General features: G+C 72.0%; 14 protein-coding genes. 13 read left to right on the forward strand and 1 reads right to left on the reverse strand.

What is annotated here, in order from left to right; translation table 11 throughout:
• The first annotated feature begins 2 nt into the window (after nt 1-2).
• The 11 genes from ruvX (at nt 3) to nusB (ending at nt 9,585) form a co-directional block, all read left to right on the forward strand.
• Nucleotides 3-467: a Holliday junction resolvase RuvX gene (gene ruvX / locus AB0435_RS07875; protein WP_301888993.1), complete on the forward strand. Its 465-nt coding sequence runs from the start codon at nt 3-5 to the stop codon at nt 465-467.
• Nucleotides 468-595: 128 nt separating this feature from the next.
• On the forward strand, nt 596-2,227 hold the full coding sequence (gene mltG, locus AB0435_RS07880; RefSeq protein WP_366426456.1) for an endolytic transglycosylase MltG: 1,632 nt from the start codon (nt 596-598) through the stop codon (nt 2,225-2,227).
• Complete coding sequence (locus tag AB0435_RS07885; RefSeq protein ID WP_366426457.1) at nt 2,224-3,063, forward strand: shikimate dehydrogenase; 840 nt, start codon at nt 2,224-2,226, stop codon at nt 3,061-3,063. Before mltG ends, AB0435_RS07885 begins: the two co-directional genes overlap by 4 nt.
• Before the next feature lie 166 nt (nt 3,064-3,229).
• Complete coding sequence (gene aroC / locus AB0435_RS07890; protein WP_366002967.1) at nt 3,230-4,414, forward strand: chorismate synthase; 1,185 nt, start codon at nt 3,230-3,232, stop codon at nt 4,412-4,414.
• Nucleotides 4,411-4,947, forward strand: coding sequence for a shikimate kinase (locus AB0435_RS07895; RefSeq protein ID WP_366002965.1), 537 nt, complete (start codon nt 4,411-4,413; stop codon nt 4,945-4,947). The genes aroC and AB0435_RS07895 overlap by 4 nt, the downstream gene beginning before the upstream one ends.
• Nucleotides 4,948-4,954: 7 nt before the next feature.
• Nucleotides 4,955-6,043 (forward strand): 3-dehydroquinate synthase, encoded by a 1,089-nt coding sequence (gene aroB / locus AB0435_RS07900; RefSeq protein WP_366002964.1) that lies wholly within the window; start codon nt 4,955-4,957, stop codon nt 6,041-6,043.
• Nucleotides 6,040-6,492 carry a type II 3-dehydroquinate dehydratase gene (gene aroQ, locus AB0435_RS07905; protein ID WP_366002963.1) on the forward strand — a complete coding sequence of 151 codons (453 nt, stop codon included), beginning with the start codon at nt 6,040-6,042 and terminating at the stop codon, nt 6,490-6,492. Before aroB ends, aroQ begins: the two co-directional genes overlap by 4 nt.
• A gap of 172 nt (nt 6,493-6,664) precedes the next feature.
• Nucleotides 6,665-7,369 carry an AAA family ATPase gene (locus AB0435_RS07910; protein ID WP_366002962.1) on the forward strand — a complete coding sequence of 235 codons (705 nt, stop codon included), beginning with the start codon at nt 6,665-6,667 and terminating at the stop codon, nt 7,367-7,369.
• Nucleotides 7,370-7,428: 59 nt separating this feature from the next.
• Nucleotides 7,429-8,535, forward strand: coding sequence for a M24 family metallopeptidase (locus AB0435_RS07915; RefSeq protein ID WP_366426458.1), 1,107 nt, complete (start codon nt 7,429-7,431; stop codon nt 8,533-8,535).
• Nucleotides 8,536-8,581: 46 nt separating this feature from the next.
• Nucleotides 8,582-9,148, forward strand: a complete 567-nt coding sequence (gene efp, locus AB0435_RS07920) for an elongation factor P (protein ID WP_361535568.1) — start codon at nt 8,582-8,584, stop codon at nt 9,146-9,148.
• A gap of 2 nt (nt 9,149-9,150) precedes the next feature.
• Entirely contained in the window at nt 9,151-9,585 is a 435-nt protein-coding gene (gene nusB, locus AB0435_RS07925) for a transcription antitermination factor NusB (protein WP_116210727.1), read from the forward strand.
• A gap of 101 nt (nt 9,586-9,686) precedes the next feature.
• On the opposite strand, the gene bldD is transcribed toward nusB, so the two are convergent.
• On the reverse strand, nt 9,687-10,187 hold the full coding sequence (gene bldD / locus AB0435_RS07930) for a transcriptional regulator BldD (RefSeq protein WP_004948690.1): 501 nt from the start codon (nt 10,185-10,187) through the stop codon (nt 9,687-9,689).
• 222 nt (nt 10,188-10,409) lie between these two features.
• On the opposite strand from bldD, the gene pyrR reads away from it, so the two are divergent.
• Together pyrR and AB0435_RS07940 are read left to right on the forward strand one after the other, a co-directional pair.
• The gene (pyrR, locus tag AB0435_RS07935) at nt 10,410-10,997 is read left to right on the forward strand and encodes a bifunctional pyr operon transcriptional regulator/uracil phosphoribosyltransferase PyrR (protein WP_366002960.1); all 588 of its coding nucleotides are present in this window, start codon (nt 10,410-10,412) and stop codon (nt 10,995-10,997) included.
• A 107-nt stretch (nt 10,998-11,104) separates the two neighbouring features.
• Nucleotides 11,105-12,085, forward strand: a complete 981-nt coding sequence (locus tag AB0435_RS07940; protein ID WP_366002959.1) for an aspartate carbamoyltransferase catalytic subunit — start codon at nt 11,105-11,107, stop codon at nt 12,083-12,085.
• The last annotated feature ends 1 nt before the right edge of the window (nt 12,086 follow it).

A 12,086-nucleotide genomic window follows, 5' to 3' on the forward strand; every position in this document is an offset into this window, starting at 1 on the left:
CCGTGCGACGTGGCAGGCGCATCGCCGTCGATGTGGGGGACGCCCGGATCGGGGTCGCCTCGTGCGACCCCGACGGGATCCTCGCGACCCCGGTCGAGACCGTGCCGGGGCGGGACATCCCGCAGGCCCACAAGCGGCTGGTGGCGATCGTCGCGGAGTACGAGCCGATCGAGGTCGTCGTCGGTCTGCCCCGCTCCCTCAAGGGGGGAGAGGGGCCGGCCGCGGCCAAGGTGCGGACCTTCGCCAAGGAGATGGCCCGGCGGGTGGCGCCCGTACCGGTGCGGCTGGTCGACGAGCGCATGACGACCGTCACAGCCGCGCAGGGGCTGCGGGCCTCCGGCGTCAACACGAGGAAGGGGCGCTCGGTCGTCGACCAGGCGGCCGCCGTGGTCATCCTGCAGAACGCGCTGGAGATCGAGAAGGTCTCCGGCCGGCCTCCCGGCGAGGCCGTCGACGTGGTCATCTGATCGCAGTACGGTAACGTTCCGCGCTGACATGGCAGCCGTTCGAACGTCTCCCGTACAGGACCGGACGATTCGGAACCCGCGCTCCACGGAGTGCCGACCGGCTGCCGCTGTGCGGCTCTAGGGGATTGATGACTGAGTATGGCCGGGGCTCCGGCTCCCAACCGTGGCATCCCGAGGACCCTCTGTACGGGGACCCGGGATACGACGGTCAACAGCATCCGCAGCATCAGCATCCCCAGCAGTCGTCACAGCCCCAGTACGGTCAACAGCAGTACGGCTGGGACCCCTCGCAGAACGCGGGGGGTCCCTACGGCACCGGAGAGCAGTACGGGCAGCCGCCCGTCGACCCCTACACCGGCGCGCCCCAGGACTACTACGGCACGCAGGACGCCTATCCGCCGCCGCAGCCCCAGCACCAGCGCGGGCCGCAGGCGCAGCAGCAAGCGCCCCAGCAGCCCCAGCAGTACGAACAGCAGGTGCCGCGGCAGGCTCAGCACGAGACGCAGCAGCACCACACGCAGGAGTTCGAGCAGCCCGCGGAGTGGCGTTCCGAGCCCGCCGAGGACAAGCTGTCGTTCTTCGACGACCTCCCCGGGGCGGCCGGGGCGGAGCCGGCGGAGGACGAGCCGGCCGAGGAGCGCTCCCGCGGCCGTGACCGGCGGGGCAAGAAGCCCAAGAAGACCAAGCGCCGCAGCGGCACCGCCTGCCTCCTCGTCGCCGTGGTGCTCGTCGGCGTCGTGGGCGGCGGTGGCTATCTCGCCTACGACTACTGGCAGACCCACTTCGGGGCCGCGCCCGACTACGACGGCGAGGGCACCGGCCAGGTCCAGGTCGAGATCCCCAAGGGCTACGGCATCAGCCAGATGGGCGAGGTCCTCCAGAAGGCCGGCGTGGTCAAGAGCGTCGGCGCCTTCACCGAGGCCGCGGGCAAGGACCCCAAGGGCAAGGCCATCCAGCCCGGCACCTACACCCTCCACAAGGAGATGTCCGGTGCCGCGGCCGTGTCGATGATGACCAACACCGCGAACTTCCTCACCATCGGCGAGGGCCGCCGGGCCGTGTCGATCTACGCCGCGATCGACGAGAAGCTCGGCCTGGCGAAGGGCACGACCCAGGACGTCGCCAAGAACCAGGTGAAGAACCTCGGGCTGCCCGACTGGGCCAACAGCGACCCCAAGATCAAGGACCCGCTGGAGGGCTTCCTCTTCCCCTCGCAGTACAACGCGAGCAAGGGCACCAAGCCCGAGGAGATCCTCAAGCAGATGGTCGCGCGGGCCAAGGAGACCTACGCCAAGCAGGACCTGGAGGGCAAGGCCAAGGAGCTCGGCCTGAAGTCCCCGCTCCAGCTGATCACGGTGGCGAGCCTGGTCAACGCCGAGGGCATGACGCACGACGACTTCCGCAAGATGTCCCGCGTCATCTACAACCGGCTCAAGCCGACCAACACCCAGACGAACGGCAAGCTCGAGTTCGACTCGACGTACAACTACATCAAGAACCAGAGCAAGCTCGATCTCGACCCCAGGCAGCTCCGGTCGTACGACGACCCGTACAACACGTACCACTCGAAGGGCCTGCCGCCCGGTCCCATCGGCAACCCCGGCGAAGAGGCGCTGAAGGCCGCGATGGACCCCGAGCAGGGCGACTGGTACTACTTCGTCTCCGTCGACGGCAAGACGACGAAGTTCGCCACGACACTGGCCGAGCACGACAAGCTCGTTCAGGAGTTCAACGAGAACCAGAGGAAGAAGCAGGGATGATCCCCCAGCCCAGGCGCCGCGCGGCCGTGCTCGGATCGCCGATCGGCCACTCGCTCTCCCCGGTCCTGCACCGGGCCGCCTACGCCGAGCTGGGCCTGGGGGAGTGGACGTACGACCGCTTCGAGATCGACGAGGCCGCGCTGCCCGGCTTCCTCGCGGGGCTGGACAGCACCTGGGCGGGGTTCTCGCTCACGATGCCGCTCAAGCGCGCGGTGATGCCGCTGCTGGACGAGGTGAGCGACACCGCGGCCTCCGTCGAGGCCGTCAACACGGTCGTCCTCACCGAGGACGGCCGCCGCCTCGGTGACAACACCGACATCCCCGGCATCGAGGCCGCCCTGCGTGAGCGCGGCGTCGAGAAGGTCGACTCCGCCGCCGTCCTGGGCGCCGGGGCCACCGCCTCCTCCGCCCTCGCGGCGCTCGCCCGGATCTGCACCGGCGAGGTCACCGCCTATGTGCGCAGCGAGGCGCGGGCCGCCGAGATGCGCCAGTGGGGCGAGCGGCTCGGCGTGGCCGTCACGGTCGCCGACTGGTCCCGCGCCGCCGAGGCCCTCACCGCGCCGCTGGTCGTCGCCACCACCCCGGCCGGCGCCACCGATGCCCTCGCCGCCGCGGTCCCCGAGTGCCCCGGCACCCTCTTCGACGTGCTCTACGAGCCGTGGCCGACCCCGCTGGCCGCCGCCTGGACGGCCCGCGGCGGCGCCGTGCTCAGCGGTCTGGACCTCCTGGTGCACCAGGCGGTGCTCCAGGTCGAGCAGATGACCGGCCGCAGGCCGGGCCCCCTCGTGGCGATGCGCGCGGCGGGCGAGCACGCCCTCGCGGCACGCGCCCGCTGACCACGACCTGACCGAGTCCGTCCACAACCCGGACCTGAGGCCGGGAAAGGGCCCGGGACGTGGGAGGATCGAGGACGGCGGGCCAGGGCCGCGCGCCCCCAGCCACCGCTGGGAGGTACCCCCGGGTCGCGCCGCAGCAAGATCAGGCGCGAGCAGAGGAGTCCCGTTGAGCAGGTTGCGCTGGCTGACGGCCGGAGAGTCCCATGGTCCGGCACTGGTGGCGACGCTGGAGGGCCTGCCCGCCGGTGTGCCGATCACCACGGAGATGGTGGCGGACCACCTGGCCAGGCGGCGCCTCGGCTACGGCCGCGGCGCGCGCATGAAGTTCGAGCGCGACGAGGTCACCTTCCTCGGCGGTGTGCGCCACGGTCTGACCATGGGTTCCCCGGTCGCCGTCATGGTCGGCAACACCGAGTGGCCCAAGTGGGAAAAGGTCATGTCCGCCGACCCCGTCGACCCCGACGAGCTCGCCGCGCTGGCCCGCAACGCCCCGCTGACCCGCCCCCGCCCCGGCCACGCCGACCTCGCGGGCATGCAGAAGTACGGCTTCGACGAGGCCCGTCCGGTGCTGGAGCGCGCCTCCGCCCGTGAGACCGCGGCCCGCGTGGCGCTGGGCGCGGTGGCCCGCTCCTACCTCAAGGAGACGGCCGGCATCGAGATCGTCTCCCACGTCGTGGAGCTGGCCGCGGCCAAGGCGCCGTACGGCGTCTACCCCGCGCCCTCCGACGTCGAGCGCCTCGACGCCGACCCGGTGCGCTGCCTGGACCAGGACGCGAGCAAGGCGATGGTCGCCGAGATCGACCAGGCCCACAAGGACGGCGACACGCTCGGCGGCGTCGTCGAGGTGCTCGCGTACGGCGTCCCGGTCGGCCTCGGCTCGCACGTGCACTGGGACCGCCGGCTCGACGCGCGCCTCGCGGCCGCGCTGATGGGCATTCAGGCGATCAAGGGCGTGGAGGTCGGCGACGGCTTCGGCCTGGCCCGGGTGCCCGGCTCGCAGGCGCACGACGAGATCGTGGCCACCGACGACGGCATCCGCCGCACCTCCGGCCGCTCCGGTGGCACCGAGGGCGGCCTGACCACCGGTGAGCTGCTGCGGGTGCGGGCGGCGATGAAGCCCATCGCGACCGTGCCCCGCGCGCTCGCCACCGTCGACGTGGCCACCGGCGAGGCCACGCAGGCGCACCACCAGCGCTCCGACGTCTGCGCCGTCCCGGCCGCGGGCATCGTGGCGGAGGCCATGGTGGCGCTGGTGCTGGCGGACGCGGTGGCGGAGAAGTTCGGCGGCGACAGCGTCGCCGAGACCCGTCGCAACGTCCGGAGCTACCTCGACAACCTGGCCATCAAGTGACCCACCCCGCCGTCGTGCTGGTGGGCCCGCCCGGAGCGGGCAAGTCCACCATCGGTGCCCTGCTCGCCCAGCGGCTGGGCACCGGCTACCGCGACACCGACGCCGACATCGAGCGGACTGCGGGCAAGCCCATCCCGGAGATCTTCATCGACGAGGGCGAGCCGCACTTCCGCGAGCTGGAGCGGCAGGCCGTCCGCGCCGCCGTGGCCGAGCACCCCGGAGTGCTCGCCCTCGGCGGCGGGGCGGTCATGGACGACGGCACCCGCGCCCTGCTCAAGGGCCTCCCGGTGATCTTCCTCGACGTCGAACTCGCCGACGCCGTCCACCGGGTGGGCCTGGACGCCCCGCGCCCCCTGCTCGCCGTCAACCCGCGGCAGCGCTGGCGGGAACTGATGGCGGCGCGCCGCCCGCTCTACACCGAGGTCGCCCGCGCCGTCGTCACCACCGGCGGCCGCACCCCGGACGAGGTCGCCGACGCCGTGCTCGACGCACTGGCGCCGCCCCGGGACCGTACCCCCGACACCACGCAATGAGGAACGCATGACCGACGCCCCCACCCGCATCCGGGTCGCCAGCGCGGGCTCCGAGCCGTACGAGGTCCTGGTCGGCCACCAGTTGCTGGGCGAGCTGCCCGGCCTGATCGGCACCGAGGCCAAGCGGGTCGCCGTGCTCCACCCGGAGGCGCTGGCCGAGACCGGCGAGGTGCTCCGCCAGGACCTGGCCGCGCAGGGCTACGAAGCGATCGCCATCCAGCTCCCCAACGCCGAGGAGTCCAAGACCGTCGAGGTGGCGGCCTACTGCTGGAAGGCCCTCGGCCAGACCGGCTTCACCCGCACCGACGTCATCGTCGGCGTCGGCGGGGGCGCCACCACCGACGTGGCCGGCTTCGTCGCCGCGACCTGGCTGCGCGGCGTGCGCTGGATCGCCGTGCCCACCACCGTGCTGGGCATGGTCGACGCCGCCGTCGGCGGCAAGACCGGCATCAACACCGCCGAGGGCAAGAACCTCGTCGGCGCCTTCCACCCCCCGGCCGGGGTCCTGTGCGACCTCGCCGCGCTCCGGTCGCTGCCGGTCCACGACTACGTCAGCGGACTCGCCGAGGTCATCAAGGCGGGGTTCATCGCCGACCCGGTCATCCTCGACCTCGTCGAGGCCGACCCGGCGGCCGCCCGCACCCCGGAGGGCCCGCACACGGCGGAGCTGATCGAGCGCGCGATCCGGGTCAAGGCGGAGGTCGTCTCCGCCGACCTCAAGGAGTCGGGCCTGCGCGAGATCCTCAACTATGGGCACACCCTGGCCCACGCGATCGAGAAGAACGAGCGCTACAACTGGCGGCACGGCGCCGCGGTCTCCGTCGGCATGGTCTTCGCCGCCGAACTCGGCCGCATCGCCGGCCGCCTGGACGACGCGACCGCCGACCGGCACCGCGCCATCCTGGAGTCCGTGGGCCTGCCCGTGACCTACCGCGGCGACCAGTGGCCCAAGCTCGTGGAGACCATGAAGGTCGACAAGAAGTCCCGCGGCGACCGGCTGCGCTTCATCGTCCTCGACGGCCTCGCCAAGCCCACCGTCCTGGAGTCCCCGGACCCGGCGATGCTCCTCGCCGCCCACGCGGAGATCGCCGCGTGAGCGCCGTCGAGCGCGCCCGGGTGCTCGTGCTCAACGGGCCCAACCTCGGCCGGCTCGGCTCGCGCGAGCCCGACGTCTATGGCTCGACCTCCTACAAGGGACTGGTCGAAGCCTGCGCGGAGCTCGGCGCGGAGCTCGGCTTCGACGTCGAGGTGCGTGAGACCAACGACGAGGGCGAGCTGGTCCGCTGGCTGCACGAGGCGGCCGACGGGCGGATCCCGGTCGTCATCAACCCCGGCGCCTTCACGCACTACTCGTACGCCATGCGGGACGCCGCGGCCCAGCGCACCGCGCCGCTGGTCGAGGTGCACATCTCCAACCCGTACGCACGGGAGGAGTTCCGCCACACGTCCGTGATCGCCGCGGTGGCCAGCGGCACGGTCGCCGGCTTCGGCATCGGGTCCTACCGGCTGGCGCTCCGCGCCCTGGCGGAGGAACTGCGGGGCTGACCCACGCGTCTTCACCGGGGACCGGGGCCTTACGCCCCGGTCCCCGCGAGGGACTCGGAACGGCACGACCAGCTCCTGCCGGACCGGCGGGCCGTACCCCCGCACGGGGCCCGGGCCGGGCGGGGGATAGCCTCTGCGCGCAAGTCGCCGCACGAGACGGAGTGCCAACCGCATGCAGCACCCAGGGGGACCGCCGGTGCCACCGCCCCACCCCCCGATGCCTTCCGTACCACCCCCGCCCGGGCCGGACGCCACCGCGGCCTTCAGCGTGCCCGCGGCCTTCACCGCACCCGTCGCCGAAGCCGCGCCCGCGACGCACGCCGCCGTGGCCCTGCTGCTCATCGGCCCGGCCGGCGCGGGCAAGACCACCGTGGCGCGGCACTGGGCGGACACCCGTGCCGTGCCCACGGCGCACATCAGCCTCGACGACGTGCGCGAGTGGGTGCGCTCCGGCTTCGCCGACCCGCAGTCCGGCTGGAACGACCACTCCGAGGCGCAGTACCGCCTCGCCCGCCGCACCTGCGGCTTCGCCGCCCGCAACTTCCTCGCCAACGGCATCTCCTGCGTCCTGGACGACGCCGTCTTCCCCGACCGGCCCGTCGTCGGCCTCGGCGGCTGGAAGCGGCACGTGGGGCCGGGGCTGCTGCCCGTGGTCCTGCTGCCCGGCCTGGAGATCGTCCTGGAGCGCAACGCCGAGCGCACCGGCAACCGCCGCCTCGGCGACGAGGAGGTCGCCCGGATCCACGGCCGCATGGCCGGCTGGTACGGCTCCGGCCTGCCGATCATCGACAACTCCCAGCAGGACGTCGCCACCACGGCCCGGCTGCTGGACGACGTGGTCGCCCGCGCCCTGGCCGCGCCGCCCGGCTATCCGTAGGCGCCCGGTCGGACGCGCTGGAACGGCCCGCCACGGCACTCCGCCGTACGCTCGGAAGCATGTCCGAGGTGTACGCGGCGCGCCGCGCGCGGCTGCGTGAGCGCTGCGAGGCGGCCGGCAGCGAGGCCGCCCTGGTGTCCGGCGGTGCCAACGTCCGGTATCTGGCGGGCGGGGTGCCGGCGGGCGCCGCCCTGCTCGTCGGGCCCGCCGAGGACGCCCTGCTGTGTCCGGGCGACCTCCCCGTGAGAGGCCCGGCCGACCGCCCCGCCGAGGGCCTGCGGATCGAGCTGCTGCCCGCGCCGGACGGCGACCCGGCCGTCGCCGGGGCCGAGCGGGCCGCCGCGGCCGGTGCCCGCTCGCTGGCCGTCGAGGAGCACCACCTGACCGTCGCCCGCCACCGCGCCCTGCGCTCGGTCGCGCCCCGGCTGCGCCTTGACGACCTCGGCACGGCCGTGGAGCAGCAGCGGGTGGTCAAGGACAACGAGGAGATCTCCGCGCTGCGGATCGCCGCGGAGATCGCCGACCAGGCGCTGGGCGAGCTCCTGGAGTCGATCCTCGTCGGCCGCACGGAGCGGCATCTGGCGCTGGAGCTGGAGCGCCGCCTGGTCGACCACGGCGCGTCGGGCCCGGCCTTCACCACCTCGGTCGGCACGGGCCCGAATTCGGGGCTGGCCGGGCACGTGCCCACCGACCGGCGGGTGGAGGAGGGCGATTTCCTCTGTGTGTGCCTGGGCGCCGACTACCGCGGCTACCGCAGCGAGGTGGCCCGGACCTTCGTCATCGGCACCAGCCCCGCGGACTGGCAGATCGAGCTCTACGACCAGGTGTTCGCCGCTCAGCGGGCGGGCCGGGAGACGCTCGCGCCGGGTACTCCGTACCGCGATGTGGACCGCGCGGCACGGGTCGTGCTGGAGGCCGCGGGCCATGGTGAGCGGCTCGGACCGCGCATCGGACACGGCGTGGGACTCGAAAACGACGAGGACCCTCGGCTGACACCCTCGGCAATGGGTAAACTGGACGCTTGCGTGCCGGTCACCGTAGATCCGGGGGTTCACCTCCCGGGGCGGGGCGGCGTCCGGATCGATGACACGCTCGTCGTCCGCCCTGAGGCGGACGGCGGACCCGAGCTACTCACCATTACGACCAAGGAGCTGCTCGCGCTCTAGCGCGTGCCTTCGGGGTCCCAGCTTCAGTCCAGGAGATTCCGCAACCGTGGCTTCCACGAACGACCTCAAGAACGGCATGGTGCTCAAGCTCGACGGAGGCCAGCTCTGGTCCGTCGTCGAGTTCCAGCACGTCAAGCCCGGCAAGGGCCCCGCCTTCGTCCGCACGAAGCTGAAGAACGTGCTCTCCGGCAAGGTGGTCGACAAGACCTTCAACGCCGGCGTGAAGGTCGAGACGGCCACCGTCGACAAGCGCGGTATGCAGTTCTCGTACATGGACGGCGAGTACTTCGTGTTCATGGACATGGACACGTACGACCAGCTGCACGTCGACCGCAAGGCCGTCGGTGACGCCGCCAACTTCCTGATCGAGGGCTTCGAGGCCGTCGTCGCGAAGCACGGCGAGGAGGTGCTCTACGTCGAGCTGCCGGCCGCCGTCGAGCTGACCATCGAGCACACCGACCCGGGTGTCCAGGGCGACCGCTCCACCGGTGGCTCCAAGCCCGCCAAGCTGGAGACCGGCTACGAGATCCAGGTCCCGCTCTTCATCACCACGGGTGAGAAGATCAAGGTCGACACGCGCACCGGTGATTACCTCGGTCGGGTGAACAGCTAACCGTGGCCGCCCGCAGCAAGGCCCGCAAGCGCGCCTTCCAGATCCTCTTCGAGGCCGATCAGCGCGGCACCACCGTGCAGAACGTCCTCGCCGACTGGGTCCGGCATTCGCGCTCCGACGACCGGCAGCCGCCGGTCAACGAATACACGATGCAGCTGGTCGAGGGGTACGCGGAGCACGTGTCCCGCATCGACGAGCTCATCGCCACCTACGCGGTCGACTGGGACCTGGACCGGATGCCGGTCGCGGACCGGAACATCGTGCGGCTCGGTGCCTACGAGCTGATCTGGGAGGACGAGACCCCGGACGCGGTGGCGATCGACGAGGCGGTGCAGCTCGCCAAGGAGTTCTCCACCGACGACTCGCCGTCCTTCGTGAACGGTCTGCTCGGCCGGTTCAAGGACCTCAAGCCGAGCCTTCGTCGCGACGAGAGCTGACAGACGCGAAAAAGCCGTGGGGCGGGGAGAAACCTTCAAGGTTTCTCCCCGCCCCACGGCTTTGGCCCGTCAGGGCGGGGATTCGGCCGGAGCCTTCAGGCTCAGGCGTCCTCGTGCTGGACGGCGCGGCGCGCGTCGGCGTCGAGCACACCCCAGCTGATCAGCTGCTCGGTGAGCACCGAGGGCGACTGGTCGTAGATCACGGCGAGGGTGCGCAGGTCGTCCTGGCGGATCGACAGGACCTTGCCGTTGTAATCGCCGCGCTGGCTCTGGATGGTCGCGGCATAGCGCTGGAGCGGACCCGCCTTCTCGGCCGGCACGTGGGCCAGGCGCTCAAGGTCCAGAACCAGCTTCGGCGGCGGCTCGGCGGCCCCGCCCGGCGTGGTGCCCGGCAGCAGTTCCTGCACCGGAACGCCGTAGAAGTCGGCCAGCTCGGCCAGGCGCTGCACGGTCACGGCACGGTCGCCGCGCTCGTACGAGCCCACTACCACGGCCTTCCAGCGGCCCTGGGACTTCTCCTCGACGCCATGGAGGGAGAGGCCCTGCTGGGTGCGGATGGCGCGGAGTTTGGCCCCGAGCTGTTTGGCGTATTCGCTGGACATAAAGCTCCCCGGACGCGGTATCAATCTGCGGCTCTGCCGCGTGGCTGGTAACTCACTGTGAGGTTACGCAGCGTAATCTGACTTCGTCAAGCCGAATGGTCCACAGCATCCCCCGTGCGGGGCGGTGGCCGGTCCTGGTCCGGGACCCTGGTACGGTGAAGTCGGTAAATCCGACGTCCTTTAATGTCCGTCCCGTGAGGCGGAGAAGGGGGTCCGTTTCGTATGGACGCAAACCGTGACGTGAACCAGGCCGGTTCCGCCGCTCGTCCCGTGCTCGAAGCACCGGACATCGCCCGGGTCCTGACCCGCATCGCCCACGAGATCGTCGAGCGCGCCAAGGGCGCCGACGACGTGGTGCTCCTCGGCATCCCGACCCGCGGGGTCTTCCTCGCCCGCCGGCTGGCCGCCAAGCTCGAGGAGATCACCGGAGGCAAGACCTCGGTCGGCTCCCTCGACATCACCATGTACCGCGACGACCTGCGGCTGCGCCCTGCCCGTGCGCTCGCCCGCACCGACATCCCCGGCCCCGGCATCGACGGCCGCCTGGTGATCCTCGTCGACGACGTGCTCTTCTCCGGCCGGACGATCCGCGCCGCCCTCGACGCGCTGAACGACATCGGCCGCCCCCGCGCCGTCCAGCTCGCGGTCCTCGTCGACCGCGGGCACCGCGAGCTGCCCATCCGCGCCGACTACGTCGGCAAGAACCTCCCCACGTCGCTGCGGGAGACGGTCAAGGTGCAGCTCACCGAGGAGGACGGCCGCGACAGCGTGCTCCTCGGCGTGCGCGAGACCGCCCCGGCCCAGCAGTAGCGGTCGCCTCCGGCCCCGGCGACCGCCGGTTCCGCGCCGCCGCATGCCCGGACGCGGCCCCGCCGTTCGCCATCCCCACCCCACCTCCTCGACCACGGAGCATCCGGATGAAGCGCCACCTCATCTCGGCCACCGACCTCACGCGCGACGACGCCGTCCTCATCCTCGACACCGCCGAGGAGATGGCGCGGGTCGCCGACCGGCCGATCAAAAAGCTGCCGACCCTGCGCGGCCGTACCGTCGTCAACCTCTTCTTCGAGGACTCGACCCGGACCCGCATCTCCTTCGAGGCCGCCGCCAAGCGGCTCTCCGCCGACGTCATCAACTTCTCCGCCAAGGGCTCCTCGGTCTCCAAGGGCGAGTCCCTCAAGGACACGGCCCTGACGCTGGAGGCCATGGGCGCCGACGCCGTCGTCATCCGCCACCACGCCTCCGGCGCCCCCTACCGGCTGGCGAACTCCGGCTGGATCGACGGCGCCGTCGTCAACGCCGGTGACGGCACCCACGAGCACCCCACGCAGGCGCTCCTGGACGCCTTCACCATGCGCCGCCGCCTGGTCGGGCGCGACGCCGGTCTCGGCCGGGACCTCGGCGGCCGCCGGATCACGATCGTCGGCGACGTCCTGCACAGCCGGGTGGCCCGCTCCAACGTCCACCTGCTGCACACCCTCGGCGCCCACGTCACCCTGGTCGCGCCGCCCACCCTGGTGCCGATCGGTGTCGAGCAGTGGCCCTGCGAGGTCTCCTACGACCTGGACGCGGTGCTGCCGAAGTCCGACGCCGTCATGATGCTGCGCGTCCAGCGCGAGCGCATGAACGCCGCCTTCTTCCCCACCGAGCGTGAATACTCCCGCCGCTACGGCCTGAACGGCGACCGGATGGCCCGGATGCCGGAACACGCCATCGTGATGCACCCCGGCCCGATGAACCGGGGTATGGAGATCACCGCGGAGGTCGCCGACTCCGACCGCTGCACCGCCGTCGAACAGGTCGCCAACGGCGTGAGCACCCGCATGGCCGTCCTCTACCTCCTGCTCGGCGGCTCCGAGCCGGCCGTTACTTCCACTCGCACCGAGGAGAACAACTAAC

The sequence above is a fragment of the Streptomyces sp. NPDC051173 genome, from assembly GCF_040689515.1.
Classification (GTDB): domain Bacteria; phylum Actinomycetota; class Actinomycetes; order Streptomycetales; family Streptomycetaceae; genus Streptomyces.